Here is a 13,930-nt window from a genome sequence, read left to right on the forward strand (position 1 = left end):
TTTGAGCGTAACGCTGACATCCCTTTGATAAGGATGTTAGGATGGTCAATGATTGATAATGACGGTAACAAGCATGTTAGACAATGTTTTGAGAATTGCCACACGCCAAAGCCCCCTTGCGCTCTGGCAGGCACATTATGTCAAAGACGCCTTAATGGCAAACCACCCCGGTCTGATCGTGGAACTGGTTCCGATGGTAACCCGTGGCGATGTGATCCTTGATACCCCGCTGGCGAAAGTCGGGGGGAAAGGGTTGTTTGTTAAAGAGCTGGAAGTCGCGCTGCTGGAAAAACGCGCCGATATCGCCGTGCATTCCATGAAGGATGTGCCGGTTGAGTTCCCTGACGGTCTTGGACTGGTCACCATTTGCGAGCGAGAGGATCCGCGTGATGCTTTCGTCTCAAATAAGTACAACACGCTGGATGAACTCCCGGCAGGCAGTATCGTCGGGACATCCAGTTTGCGTCGCCAGTGCCAGTTGGCAAAGCGTCGCCCGGATCTCGTCATCCGTTCGCTGCGCGGTAACGTAGGTACGCGTCTGAGCAAACTGGATAACGGCGATTATGACGCCATTATTCTGGCGGTCGCCGGATTAAAACGTTTAGGTCTTGAGTCGCGAGTCCGCACCGCTCTGCCGCCGGAAGTCTCCCTACCCGCTGTCGGGCAAGGCGCAGTTGGCATAGAATGTCGACTGGATGATATGCGCACTCAGGCGCTGTTAGCGCCGCTCAACCATGAAGAGACGGCGCTGCGCGTCAAAGCCGAACGCGCCATGAATACTCGCCTGGAAGGGGGATGTCAGGTCCCTATCGGCAGTTATGCAGAACTCATTAACGGTGAGATTTGGCTGCGGGCGCTGGTCGGCGCGCCTGACGGTTCGCAGATGGTATGCGGAGAACGTCGCGGCGCCGCGCAGGAAGCTGAACAGATGGGCATCTCTCTGGCTGAAGAGCTGCTGGAGAACGGTGCGCGCACCATTCTGGCTGAAGTTTACAACGGAGAAGCCCCCGCATGAGTATTCTGGTCACCCGCCCGTCTCCCGCAGGGGAAGAGTTAGTGAGCCGTCTGCGCACACTGGGGCAGGTGGCCTGGAGCTTTCCGCTCATCGAGTTTTCGCCCGGTCGGGAGCTGGCAACGCTTACTTCCCGGCTGTCGGCGCTAACGGAAAACGATCTGGTCTTCGCCCTCTCGCAGCACGCCGTCACCTTTGCAGATGCCGAGCTTCAGCAACAGGGGAAAAGCTGGCCCTCCCTTCCGCGTTATTTTGCCATTGGTCGCACAACGGCGCTGGCGCTGCATACCGTTAGCGGTTTCAATATTCACTACCCTCTGGATCGGGAAATTAGCGAAGTCTTGCTACAATTACCTGAATTACAAAATATTGCGGGAAAACGCGCGCTTATATTACGCGGCAATGGTGGCCGTGAGCTGATAGGTGAAACCCTGACAGCACGCGGAGCTGATGTCGATTTTTGTGAATGTTATCAACGCAGTGCAAAATATTACGATGGTGCAGAAGAAGCGATGCGCTGGCAATCTCGTGGTGTGACCACGGTGGTTGTCACCAGCGGAGAGATGCTACAACAGCTCTGGTCGCTCATTCCGCAGTGGTATCGTGAGCACTGGTTACTACGCTGTCGGCTGCTGGTCGTCAGTGAGCGTCTGGCGCACCTCGCCCGGGAACTGGGCTGGCAAGATATTAAGGTCGCTGATAACGCCGACAACGATGCGCTACTACGCGCATTACAATAACTCTCATAATGGGATGCCATAATGACGGAACAAGAAAAATCCTCCGCCGTGGTTGAAGAGACCAGGGAGGCCGTGGAAACCACGTCACAGCCAGTCAATACTGAAAAAAAGAGTAAGAACAGCACGGCGCTGATTCTGAGCGCTGTGGCGATTGCTATTGCGCTGGCTGCAGGCGTTGGGCTGTACGGTTGGGGGAAACAGCAGGCAACAACGCAGACAGCAACCAGCGATGCGCTGGCGAACCAGCTTACGGCGTTGCAAAAAGCGCAAGAAAGCCAACAAGCTGAGCTGGAAGGCATTATTAAGCAGCAGGCAACGCAGCTGGATGAAGCCGCTCGCCAGCAGGCCGCGCTGGTCAAACAGCTTGACGAAGTCCAGCAAAAAGTCGCCACTATCTCCGGCAGCGATGCCGGGACATGGCTGCTGGCGCAGGCTGATTTTCTGGTGAAACTGGCCGGTCGCAAATTATGGAGCGATCAGGACGTTACTACCGCTGCGGCGCTGCTGAAAAGCGCTGACGCCAGCCTGGCGGATATGAATGACCCAAGCCTGATTACCGCTCGTCGCGCGATTACCGACGATATCGCGAGCCTCTCTGCGGTGACTCAGGTCGACTATGACGGCATTATCCTGAAAGTGAATCAGCTCTCTAACCAGATTGATAACCTGCGTCTGGCCGACAACGATACCGACGATTCGCCGATGGATTCCGACAGCAGCGAGCTTTCCAGCTCGATCAGCGAATGGCGCGTCAATCTGCAAAAAAGCTGGCAGAACTTTATGGACAGCTTTATCACCGTTCGCCGTCGTGATGAAACCGCCGTCCCGCTGCTGGCACCGAACCAGGACGTTTACTTACGTGAAAATATCCGTTCTCGCCTGTTAGTGGCCGCCCAGGCCGTGCCGCGTCATCAGGAGGAAACATATCGCCAGGCGCTGGAAAACGTCTCCACCTGGGTGCGCGCCTACTACGACACCGACGATGCAGCCACCAAAGCTTTCCTTGAAGAGGTAGACCAACTGAGCCAACAAAGCATCAGTATGGACGTACCGGAAACGCTGCAGAGCCAGGCGCTTCTCGACAAGCTCATGCAGACCCGCGTACGTAATTTACTGGCACAGCCTGCCACAGCGCCGGTTACAGCAACTCCTGCGCCTTCAGCTGAAACTCCGGCAACTGCGCCGCAAGGAGAATAATGATGCTAAAAGTATTATTGCTCTTTGTGCTGTTAATCGCCGGGATCGTTGTCGGTCCAATGATTGCCGGTCATCAGGGCTACGTACTGATCCAGACGGATAATTACAATATCGAAACCAGCGTGACGGGTCTGGTGATCATTCTGATCGTCGCAATGGTCGTCCTGTTTGCGATTGAATGGCTGCTGCGCCGAATTTTCCGCACTGGCGCGCATACCCGCGGATGGTTTGTCGGTCGGAAGCGTCGTCGCGCCCGTAAGCAGACGGAGCAGGCGCTGCTCAAGCTGGCAGAAGGCGATTATCAGCAGGTTGAAAAGCTGATGTCGAAAAACGCCGATCATGCAGAACAGCCGGTAGTGAATTACCTGCTGGCGGCAGAAGCTGCTCAACAGCGCGGTGACGAAGCTCGTGCCAACCAACACCTTGAGCGTGCTGCCGAACTGGCCGGAAATGATACGATCCCGGTAGAAATCACTCGCGTTCGCCTGCAGCTGGCGCGTAATGAAAATCACGCCGCACGCCACAGCGTAGATAAACTGCTGGAAGTGACGCCACGTCATCCGGAAGTGCTGCGTCTGGCTGAACAGGCCTACATTCGTACCGGTGCATGGAGTTCGTTACTGGATATCATTCCATCCATGGCAAAAGCGCACGTGGGTGATGACGAGCACCGCGCGATGCTGGAACAGCAGGCATGGGTTGGTCTGATGGATCAGGTTCGCGCCGATCAGGGCAGCGAGGGGCTACGTGCATGGTGGAAAAACCAGAACCGTAAAACCCGTCACCAGGTTGCCCTGCAGGTGGCAATGGCTGAACATCTGATTGAGTGTGACGATCACGATACGGCACAGCAGGTCATCATTGATGGTCTTAAACGCCAGTATGACGACCGCCTGGTGCTGCCGATCCCGCGTCTGAAAACCAACAACCCGGAACAGATAGAAAAAGTGTTGCGCCAGCAGATTAAAGCCGTCGGCGATCGCCCATTACTGTGGAGCACGCTGGGCCAGTCGCTAATGAAGCACGGCGAATGGCAGGAAGCCACGTTCGCCTTCCGTGCCGCTCTCAAACAGCGTCCAGATGCCTATGACTACGCCTGGCTTGCTGACGCGCTGGACAGACTGCATCAGCCGGAAGAAGCCGCCACCATGCGTCGTGATGGCCTGATGTTGACGCTGCAGAACAACAATCCCCCGCAGTAATTCCTTCTTGCCCGGTGACGCTTCGCTTACCGGGCCTACCGTTATTTCATATACACCAAATCATTCGAGATGCTTCGAGGCGACTTGAAGGATGAGGTGTATATGCATAAAAAAAACGCCCGCTCTTTTGGAGCAGGCGTTAAACAGGTCTGTATGACAACATAAATGGGTGCTTCACTCAACGTTATGTCCATGGTGTTTGATGAGGCCAGAGCGACATCTGTCTGTGGACGATAAGCACCGTAAACGGCTCTGCATCATTCCTGAGTTTATGAGGCCAGATGGCGAACATAAGAGATGGAATGAGCATCTACCCGTATATTATTGCACAAGGCATGCCACGATTGCACTGCAAAAACAATGGAACCGGACTTTTTAAGACATCAGGAAATTCGGGGAAATAAAGGCTGAGAAGGGAAAATCAGAAAACAAAAAACCCCGCCGAAGCGGGGTTCAAAATTGGTCGGCGAGAGAGGATTCGAACCTCCGACCCACTGGTCCCAAACCAGTTGCGCTACCAAGCTGCGCTACTCGCCGTTTTACTGCTTTTTGAATTTTTAGTTCAATTCTTTAAGTCGTGGTGCGAGGGGGGGGACTCGAACCCCCACATCCTAAGGACACTAACACCTGAAGCTAGCGCGTCTACCAATTCCGCCACCTTCGCATTTCACAACTTTAAATTAATGGGGTGGCTAATGGGATTCGAACCCACGACAACTGGAATCACAATCCAGGGCTCTACCAACTGAGCTATAGCCACCACTGCAAATCTTTTACGCGGTATTAAAACCACCGCAGCTCCGGCACCTTACTAAATGGTGCGCCCGACAGGATTCGAACCTGAGACCTCTGCCTCCGGAGGGCAGCGCTCTATCCAGCTGAGCTACGGGCGCTTAGCGCCGTTGCGGGGCTGGATATTACGGAGGTCTCGGTCTGCTGTCTAGTGCTTTTTTAAAATAAATTATCGTTTGGTCATGGTTTGTGCGTTTTGTCGCTTATTCCTGCAATTTTTGGGCTGTGCCATGACGATTCAGGCCAAAAACCTTATAAATGAGCGTCACGGCCAGTAAGAAGAGAATGCCAACAAACAGCGACATTCGGGTATCTTCATTAAAGTACATGCCGATTAATACGCAAATCAGGAACGCCATCGTCAAATAGTTCGCCCACGGGAACAGAATCGAGCGGAAGGGATGACTGGCGATCGCCGCTTTATGCGCCTGACGGAAACGTATCTGGCTTATCAGGATCACAAACCACGGCACCATCCCCGGCAGCACGCTGGCGCTATAGACATAAACGAACACACGCTGCGGGTTGGGAATGATGTAGTTCAGGCACGAACCAACCAGCAGGATCGCGATAGAAATAGCCACGCCGGCAACCGGCACGCCCTGGCGCGAAACTTTTCCAACAGCGGCAGGTAGCTGGCGATTCTTTGCCAGCGCGTAAAGCATACGCCCACAGCTGTACATCCCACTGTTACAGCCCGACAGCGCCGCCGTCAGGACCACAAAGTTAATAATCCCTGCCGCGGCGGTAATACCAATCTTGGCAAAGGTGAGAACAAACGGGCTACCGTTACTGCCAATCTCATTCCACGGGAAAATAGTGACGATAACAAAAATCGCACCGACGTAGAAAATCAGAATACGCCACAGCACTTTCCCTACTGCACTACGCAGCGTGACCTGCGGATTCTTCGCTTCACCCGCAGTAATGCCGATCAGCTCCACGCCCTGGTAAGAAGCCACGACAATACACAATGCCGTCAGGAAGCCCTTCCAACCACCAGCAAAGAAGCCGCCGTGCTCAGTCAGGTTGCCAAAGCCGATCGCCTGACCGCCATTGCCAAAACCGAAGAAAATCACCCCTAATCCAATGACGATCATCACAATGATGGTGGTCACTTTAATCATGGCAAACCAGAACTCAATTTCACCATACAGGCGAACCGCGGCGAGATTTGCCAACGCAACCAGTCCGACAGCTATCAGTGCGGGTATCCATTGTGCCATTTCCGGGAACCAGAACTGGACGTACACCCCGATGGCGGTAATCTCTGATATCCCCACCGCCATCCACATAAACCAGTATGACCAGGCGGTGAGATAACCAAAGAAGGGGCTCATATAACGATGGGCGTAAACAGCAAATGAACCGGCAACCGGCTCGAGGAATAACATCTCCCCCATAGAACGCATAATGAAAAAGACGAACAGCCCGGCGACAATGTATGCCAGCAGAACCGAAGGTCCCGCCCATTTCAGGGTACTGGCGGCCCCCATAAATAGCCCGACGCCAATAGTCCCCCCAAGGGCAATTAATTCGATGTGACGAGCCTCCAGCCCACGCTGTAGCTCAGGTTTGTTCTCGGCCATAAATCCTCTTGTTGTGTTTGCATACTGTCCGGTATTACCGGTTCTCGTTATGGGTACATCTTGTTATGCCATAACAGGCCATACGGCACCGACCGCTTAACGGTTGGCGTCAAAAACACCACGGCACTGCAATGATTGTTGCGAATGGTTTCCTAAAATCGCTTAAATGGCAATTAAAGCATTCAAAAAATAAATAGATTGTGTGAGAAAGCAGCGATTATGTTGTGAATAAGTAGCGTAATTAGCAGATCACGCTACTTATCAAAGGAGGGAGGGCGTCAGAGGTTGCCGGTATAGTGCCAGCGGAGATAGCGTAATAAGCGAAGTTGACGAGTGATACGGCTTGGCTGCGACAATAAGCGATACAGCCACTCCAGCCCCAGACTCTGCCAGATTCGCGGCGCACGCTTAACGTGACCGGTAAAGACGTCGTAGGTACCACCCACGCCCATATAAAGCGCTTCAGGGTGAATCTTCCGGCAGTCACGCATAAAGATCTCTTGTTTCGGCGAGCCCATCGCCACCGTCACAATCTGCGCACCGCTGGCGTGGATACGTTCAAACAATGCCTGCCGCTGGTCCGGGGTAAAATAACCGTCCTGACTGCCTACAATGTTCACGCGCCACTGGGCACGCAGTTTGGCTTCCGTTTGCGCCAGAACTTCAGGCTTGCCACCAATCAGGAAAACAGGCGTTCCTTCCTGCCCAGCTCGCGCCATAAGCGCTTCCCAAAGATCAGCCCCTGCCACGCGTGAAACCTGCGCCTGCGGAAATTTTTTGCGCACTGAGCGCACCACGCTAATCCCATCCGCATATTTGAACTCAGCGGCGTTGATCAGATCCCGCACTTCAGGGTTATCTTCTGCCGTCAGCATCTTCTCGGCGTTGATTGCCACCAGCGTTCCTGACCTGAGATGTCCCTCGGCAAACAGGTAATTTAGCGCATGCTGCATATCGCGCCAGCCAATCAATTGTAGCCCGCGCAGCGAGTAGAGTGGCGCAGTTGTGTTATCTGTCATTACGATCCTTCAATCTGTGTCCGGGGCAGCGATTTGATTCGTTTATGGATGAGTCCCGCACTATCGAATAGCCAAAACAGCAGTTTTGCCACCAGCAGACAAACGCCGAAAATCACGAGAAAAAAGACCACTCGCGAGACAAACGAATCCAGCCCTTCACGTGCCAACACGATCATATTGAAAATAGCGCCAAAACAGAAACTGTGCAGAATCGCCGCCTTGTAGCGATTGGTTTCGCGGTTGCCTAACTCATACAGCCAGTCAAACCACTTGATGATGAGTCCAACGACAATCGCGCCTAACGGGATAAACAGCGCCCCGCCCATCACCACCAGTGAACCAATTAACGTCGGCGAAATCGCCAGACCTGAGTGGTTGTTCAACACTTCCCAGGTAAAGTAGTTCGCTGAGTTGAGGACAATACTCGGCCGCCCAGGCCACAGCCAGGAGGGGATAAAGACGTAGAAGTCACGGACAATCGGCGCCAGCCCCTGAAACTCAATATTGTGGTAATTTTGCAGCAACAGCGCCAGATTCTCCCACGGCGAGAAGGTGTCGCGCGTGAGGTACAGGAAGGTATAGAACGCCTCGTCGCCGCTAACGTTCATCCCATAGCGCTTCAGCGCCAGCCAGAACATCCCGACGATACCCAGCACGCCCGCGGCGGCCAGCATCCACAGCGAAATCCAGCCGCGAATGATGCCGATAAACAAGAAGATGGCAAACGCAATGATGATATTGGCGCGCGTCCCGCCAACAATCATATAGGTCAGCAAACCAAACGCGACGGTACTCACCAGGAAGAATAACCACGCTTTGCTGTCCTGACGCAGGAAATAGACCACCAGCATTGCCGGAATGAAGAAGTAGAAGAAACGCTTCAGAGCGACCCCAGAGACTTCACTGGAAAAAATTTGGCTGTAGGATTGCAGTCTGAACAGCAGGAATCCGTTGTGCATAAAGAAGACGCCCACGCTCACCAATGCAATCGCCATCAGGATAACCCAGGTCAAATGCGCTTCAACGCGATTGATGGTAAATAGCGGCCTGCGTGGCTTATCCTCGACTCGCTTGCGAAGGCGTGTTTTATACGTCACGTAGTAGACGGCATAGAAACAGGCGGCAGACAGCAAGGCCTGCAGCAGGATCTCCGGCGGAGCAACTGCCACATCAAAACGGAACACCAGTATGCTGGTCAACGGGAACCCGAAGAAGAACGTCAGCAAAAACAGCAGTGAGAAGAAAACATTGAAATTAAAACGCACGCGGCGGAATTCAAACCAGGTCAGCGTGGCGATAAACAAGGTGGAGAGCAGCCATACCACCAGCAGACCACTAAATTGCATCAGGCTCATATGGTTTCTCCTGAAGCAATGCGCAGCGCGTTGTGCCACGGCTGCAGATAATTCGGGCTAAAGAAGGTGATTGAATTTTTATCTACCGATGCCAACTGGCGCTGCGCTTCGCGTACGACGCCTTCATTGAGCTCATCAGTGGTAAATAACACCGGGAGATTCTGTTCCACCATATCCTGCCAGAAGGGATTTTCACGGTTGAGCACGCACGGGATACCGGCCTGAATCAGTAAACACAGGGTACCGATCCCCTGCTGACGGGCAAAAATAAAGTAACCCAAATCACACTGACGTAATAATGTCAGATAGGCATCAAATTCCAGCTTTTCACTTAAAATTTGCAGATTCTCAGCGCTAAACAATGCCAGGCCGGCCTGACGAACCTCGTCGATATAAGCCACATTATTGGCGGGGTACCCCATCGGTACAATCACATTCACCGTGTCGCCGAACTGCTGATGGACGGCGCGGAGCGCGGCAATATGCTCATTGCTGCGATCGCCAGAGTTGCCAACCAGCACCGTCATCTTGCCGCTGCGCTGACACGCGTTGCTCATATTATTGAGCGAGGGATCCATCCGCGTTGGGAAATAGAGCAACTCGCCACGCACGCGCGGATGCTGTTCGGCGAAATAGCTCAAATCACCCCGCGTGGCAAATACGCAGCCCACACGATTCTGCGCCATACGGCGAATGGGGTAAAACAGGCGAAATTTCAGTCCACTGGAGACTTCATATAAATCCGCGCCCCAGATATGCCAGTAAAACTGCTCCGGTTTAATTCCCCCGCTCAGCAGCGCTAACCACAGGCTGGTGTTGAACTGACCGTGGAAGAAAAAACGCTGTTGGCGATCCGCTTTTGCTTTCGCGATAACCGCTTCAGCCAGCGCCTTTTTCCCACCATAGAAGCTTAGCGATAACGCCGGGCAGTTCTCTCTGAATCCGGCATCCTGACCTGCAACCATAAACGTGCGCGCGTGCTCGCTCATCGCGGCCAGCGAGTCGTTGAAAAACCGCAGCACGGTTTGGTTATGGTGAGGGATATCCGATCCCAGAACGTGAATCAGTACAGTCATACCCGCCTACGCCAGAGTAAAAACACGCCACAACAAAGAGAGAAATAGACAATGTACGTTGCCATGTAAGCCTGTGCCGCGCCCAGCGCACCATGTGCAGGGATCAGCCAATGTGCAAACGCCGTCAATAACATGAACTGGCTAATTTCTGCCAAGATATAAAACCGCAGCGACGCTTTCGCGATCACCAGATAACCGAAAACATAGGCGCCGACTTTCAGCACATCACCGACCAGTTGCCAGGCGAACAGGTCGCGCATGGCGGTGAATTTAGCGGAGAAAAGCAGCCAGATAGCAAAATCGCGCAGTAGCCAGACGGTAAAGCTTGCGGCAGCAACCGCCGGCAGCACGAATTTCAACGACTTGATCACTTCGCGTGTAATGTCGCGCTTTTCAGTCAAACGCGACAACGTCGGCAGCAAGTAAACGCTGAATGAGGCGGTGATAAATTGCAGATAAGCATCGGAGATACTGCTCACCCCCTGCCAGATCCCCACATCATCCCAGCTGTACTGCGCCGCCAACAGGTTTCGCATCATCACGTATGCCACTGGCAGCGTTACGGAGGTAATCAGCGCCATCAGCGTAAACTTGCTTAACTGCCCTGCCAGACCGTTATCCCACGAGGGTTTCAGGTAATGCAGGGGGATCGCCCCACGCTTAATCAGCATTATCGCGGCAGGGATAACGACCAGCGCAGGTACCAGCGCCAGGCCCAGCAAGGCGCCTTCATACCCTCCCAGGCGATAACAGCCATAATAAGCCGCTACACCCACCAGGCTCCCCACAATCAACGACAGCGCGTTACCCGCCGCATCGCGGAAGCCCTTCATCAGCGCCAGCAGCAGGTTCGCCCAGGCAATGCCCATCTGCACCAGCGCAACCAGTCGAACCAGCCCCTGATAATGAGTATGACCAAATAATCCCTGACTGATAGGTGCGGCCGCCAGCAAAAAAATCACCGCCATCAGCGTAGAGAATCCCAGCACCATCGCGGAAGATGTACCGACCACCTTACGGAGCCGGGCCGGATCGTCATGATGCTGCGCAACGTATTTCGTGACGCCATTGAAAATGCCGGCCCCCGCCAACACGCCAAGCACGGTGACCATCTGGCGGAAGTTACCCGCCTGCCCCACGCCTGCCGGGCCAAACGACACCGCCAGCAACTTCACAACCAGCAAACCTGCGCCAATTTTTACCAGCGTACTGGCCGCCGTCCATAAGGACGCTTTTGCAAGCGACATATCAGGCGAAGTAGTTGAGTAAGGTCGTAATGACTGTTCGCTGGTTCACCGGCGACAGATTGTAGAACAGCGGTAAACGCAGCAGGCGTTCGCTCTCTTTGGTGGTGTAACGATCAACACCGGCAAACACGCCGAATTTATCGCCAGCCGGGCAATCATGCAGCGGGATATAGTGGAACACCGCCATAATTTCAGCTTCTTTCAGGAAGTTAATCAACGCCGTGCGATCGTCGATATCGCGCAGTTTGATGTAAAACATATGGGCATTCTGTACGCAACCCTCCGGTATCGAAGGCAGCTCAATACGCCCGGCACGCGCCAGCGGTTCCAGGGCATCGTAATACTTTTGCCACAGCGCCAGACGCTGCTGGTTAATACGATCAGCCGCTTCCAGCTGCGCCCACAGATAAGCCGCCTGCAGATCGGACATCAAATAGCTGGAACCGATATCACGCCAGGTATACTTGTCTACCTGGCCGCGGAAAAACTGACTACGGTTCGTCCCTTTTTCACGGATGATTTCTGCACGCTCTACTAATTTTTTATCATTAATCAGCGTCGCTCCACCTTCCCCGCCTGCGGTATAGTTTTTGGTCTCATGGAAGCTAAAGCAGCCGATGTGACCAATCGTACCCAGCGCACGCCCCTTGTAGGTCGACATGACGCCCTGGGCAGCATCTTCCACCACATACAGGTTATGTTTAGTGGCCAGCCCCATGATGGTATCCATTTCGCAGGCCACGCCCGCGTAATGTACCGGCACAATAGCGCGGGTTTTATCGGTGATCGCCGCTTCAATCAGCGTTTCGTCAATGTTCATGGTATCCGGGCGGATATCAACAAAGACGATTTTCGCGCCGCGCAACACGAAGGCATTGGCCGTCGAGACAAACGTGTAGCTCGGCATAATGACTTCATCGCCAGGCTGGATGTCCAGCAGCAATGCCGCCATCTCAAGCGATGCGGTGCAGGAAGGCGTCAGCAGCACTTTCTCACTGCCAAAATGCTGCTCCAGCCACTGCTGACAGCGACGGGTAAAGCCACCGTCACCACACAGTTTGCCGCTATTCATCGCAGACTGCATGTAATCGAGTTCAGTTCCCACCACCGGCGGTGCATTAAATGGAATCATCGTGTCACCTGTATAACCAATACGCGGTGCTTTCCACATTCGCACCACTGTGTATATAACGTTTAAGCGCGGCGGTGTTGCCCATTTGGGTCGCCACGCGCAATGTTGTTTTCCCGCGGGCCTGTGCCCAACAAAGCGCGGCCTGCATCAGTTCTGCACCCGCACCACGCCCGGCCAGCAGGCCAATTCTCGCCTCGGTCGCATTCAGTTCACGCAGCGAGACATAGCCACGAATCTCACCAGTCGGTTTACGAAAAACGAGGCACTGATGATCAAACGTCCCCAGCACCGCGTTTTCAATCCACTGTGCGTAGAAACGCGCGCTGGCATCTTCGGCATACCACGGGGCGCGAAAACGACTTTGCGCAAATGCCTGTCCTGCCAGATGGCGTAATACAGGGATATCCGTAGGTTGCGCGACCTGCGCACCGGGGTCGCCGCTGGCACACGTCACCGGTAGTACAAAATCGACTTCACCTTCTACCAGTGAGAACCCCAAATGCTGCAGAGCATCTAATTCATGGCTATTTGCGGCAAGTATTTTTGCTTGTACACGCGACCAGGGCAGCAACGCATCCGCAGTTAGAACCGGCGCGCGTTGGTCAAAACGGACAATGGCGCTATTCACGCCAAAGAACGTATTTTCCCAGCTAAGCGGCTCAATACTGGCGCGGACGAGCACGGAGCAGCTCCAGCAGGTATTGACCATAACCCGTTTTGGCCAGTGAACTGGCGGCACGCTTCACGCCTTCGTCATCCAGCCAGCCGTTACGCCAGGCGATTTCTTCCAGACAGGCTATTTTAAAGCCCTGGCGTTTCTCCACCGTCTGCACAAAAGTGCTCGCTTCGATCAAACTGTCATGCGTACCGGTATCCAGCCAGGCAAAGCCACGCCCAAGCAATTCAACCGTCAGATGTCCGTCATCAAGATACATCTGGTTGATAGACGTAATCTCCAGCTCCCCACGCTCAGAAGGTTTCACGCGTTTCGCGTATTCCACCACTTTGCTGTCATAAAAATAGAGCCCTGTCACCGCCCAATTAGATTTCGGCGCTTTCGGCTTCTCTTCCAGAGAGACTGCGCGAAAATTGTCATCAAACTCAACAACACCAAAACGTTCAGGGTCCATGACCTGATAGCCAAACACCGTCGCACCTTGCGTTCTGGCGGCCACATGACGCAGTTTTGGACTGAATCCTTGACCAAAGAAGATGTTGTCCCCTAACACCAGGCACGATGGTTCACCGTTAAGAAACGTTTCACCGATAATAAAAGCCTGCGCTAATCCATCCGGGCTCGGTTGCTCAGCATAGTGCAGTTCAATGCCGAACTCAGATCCATCGCCCAGCAAACGCTGGAAATAGCCTTTATCTTCCGGAGTGGTGATAATCAGGATTTCGCGAATTCCCGCCAGCATCAGTACCGATAGCGGGTAGTAAATCATCGGCTTATCGTAAATGGGCAATAGTTGCTTCGATACGCCCCGCGTAATGGGATACAGGCGAGTACCTGAGCCACCCGCCAGAATGATACCTTTCATGCGTTGTCTCCTCCGCAAAACCAGGCTG

General features: G+C 53.8%; 12 protein-coding genes and 4 tRNA genes. 4 read left to right on the forward strand and 12 right to left on the reverse strand.

Annotation, left to right across the window (positions count from 1 at the left end; genetic code table 11):
• Positions 1-73: 73 nt before the first annotated feature.
• Genes hemC through hemY form a run of 4 tightly spaced genes read left to right on the forward strand, consistent with a single transcriptional unit; the run spans position 74 to position 4,151 of the window.
• Positions 74-1,015, forward strand: coding sequence for a hydroxymethylbilane synthase (gene hemC / locus O6D90_RS23185; RefSeq protein ID WP_016157846.1), 942 nt, complete (start codon positions 74-76; stop codon positions 1,013-1,015).
• Positions 1,012-1,752, forward strand: a complete 741-nt coding sequence (gene hemD / locus O6D90_RS23190) for a uroporphyrinogen-III synthase (protein ID WP_271143233.1) — start codon at positions 1,012-1,014, stop codon at positions 1,750-1,752. Before hemC ends, hemD begins: the two co-directional genes overlap by 4 nt.
• A gap of 21 nt (positions 1,753-1,773) precedes the next feature.
• On the forward strand, positions 1,774-2,949 hold the full coding sequence (gene hemX, locus O6D90_RS23195; protein ID WP_016157845.1) for a uroporphyrinogen-III C-methyltransferase: 1,176 nt from the start codon (positions 1,774-1,776) through the stop codon (positions 2,947-2,949).
• Positions 2,950-2,951: 2 nt separating this feature from the next.
• Entirely contained in the window at positions 2,952-4,151 is a 1,200-nt protein-coding gene (hemY, locus tag O6D90_RS23200; protein ID WP_016155120.1) for a protoheme IX biogenesis protein HemY, read from the forward strand.
• A 460-nt stretch (positions 4,152-4,611) separates the two neighbouring features.
• On the opposite strand, the gene O6D90_RS23205 is transcribed toward hemY, so the two are convergent.
• From O6D90_RS23205 to rfbA, 12 genes are all read right to left on the reverse strand, one after another.
• Positions 4,612-4,688: transfer RNA gene (locus O6D90_RS23205), tRNA-Pro, on the reverse strand.
• Between the two features lie 41 nt (positions 4,689-4,729).
• A tRNA-Leu gene (locus O6D90_RS23210) sits at positions 4,730-4,815 on the reverse strand.
• A 20-nt stretch (positions 4,816-4,835) separates the two neighbouring features.
• A tRNA-His gene (locus O6D90_RS23215) sits at positions 4,836-4,911 on the reverse strand.
• Between the two features lie 56 nt (positions 4,912-4,967).
• Positions 4,968-5,044 (reverse strand) — tRNA-Arg (locus O6D90_RS23220).
• A 102-nt stretch (positions 5,045-5,146) separates the two neighbouring features.
• The gene (thrP, locus tag O6D90_RS23225; protein WP_016157844.1) at positions 5,147-6,532 is read right to left on the reverse strand and encodes a bifunctional threonine/serine APC transporter ThrP; all 1,386 of its coding nucleotides are present in this window, start codon (positions 6,530-6,532) and stop codon (positions 5,147-5,149) included.
• A 278-nt stretch (positions 6,533-6,810) separates the two neighbouring features.
• Complete coding sequence (wecG, locus tag O6D90_RS23230; RefSeq protein WP_016157843.1) at positions 6,811-7,551, reverse strand: lipopolysaccharide N-acetylmannosaminouronosyltransferase; 741 nt, start codon at positions 7,549-7,551, stop codon at positions 6,811-6,813.
• A complete protein-coding gene (gene wzyE / locus O6D90_RS23235; RefSeq protein ID WP_016155117.1) occupies positions 7,551-8,906 on the reverse strand; it encodes an ECA oligosaccharide polymerase in 1,356 nt (451 codons plus the stop codon). The genes wecG and wzyE overlap by 1 nt, the downstream gene beginning before the upstream one ends.
• Complete coding sequence (locus tag O6D90_RS23240) at positions 8,903-9,982, reverse strand: TDP-N-acetylfucosamine:lipid II N-acetylfucosaminyltransferase (protein WP_016157842.1); 1,080 nt, start codon at positions 9,980-9,982, stop codon at positions 8,903-8,905. Before O6D90_RS23240 ends, wzyE begins: the two co-directional genes overlap by 4 nt.
• Entirely contained in the window at positions 9,979-11,229 is a 1,251-nt protein-coding gene (wzxE, locus tag O6D90_RS23245) for a lipid III flippase WzxE (protein WP_016157841.1), read from the reverse strand. The genes O6D90_RS23240 and wzxE overlap by 4 nt, the downstream gene beginning before the upstream one ends.
• Before the next feature lies 1 nt (position 11,230).
• Positions 11,231-12,361 carry a dTDP-4-amino-4,6-dideoxygalactose transaminase gene (gene rffA, locus O6D90_RS23250; RefSeq protein WP_016155114.1) on the reverse strand — a complete coding sequence of 377 codons (1,131 nt, stop codon included), beginning with the start codon at positions 12,359-12,361 and terminating at the stop codon, positions 11,231-11,233.
• Between the two features lie 4 nt (positions 12,362-12,365).
• Entirely contained in the window at positions 12,366-13,043 is a 678-nt protein-coding gene (rffC, locus tag O6D90_RS23255; RefSeq protein ID WP_016157840.1) for a dTDP-4-amino-4,6-dideoxy-D-galactose acyltransferase, read from the reverse strand.
• Complete coding sequence (gene rfbA / locus O6D90_RS23260; protein ID WP_016155112.1) at positions 13,021-13,902, reverse strand: glucose-1-phosphate thymidylyltransferase RfbA; 882 nt, start codon at positions 13,900-13,902, stop codon at positions 13,021-13,023. Before rfbA ends, rffC begins: the two co-directional genes overlap by 23 nt.
• Positions 13,903-13,930: the final 28 nt, after the last annotated feature.

The sequence above is a fragment of the Citrobacter sp. 21OH12SH02A-Citro genome (genome assembly GCF_027919895.1).
Lineage (GTDB): Bacteria > Pseudomonadota > Gammaproteobacteria > Enterobacterales > Enterobacteriaceae > Citrobacter > Citrobacter braakii.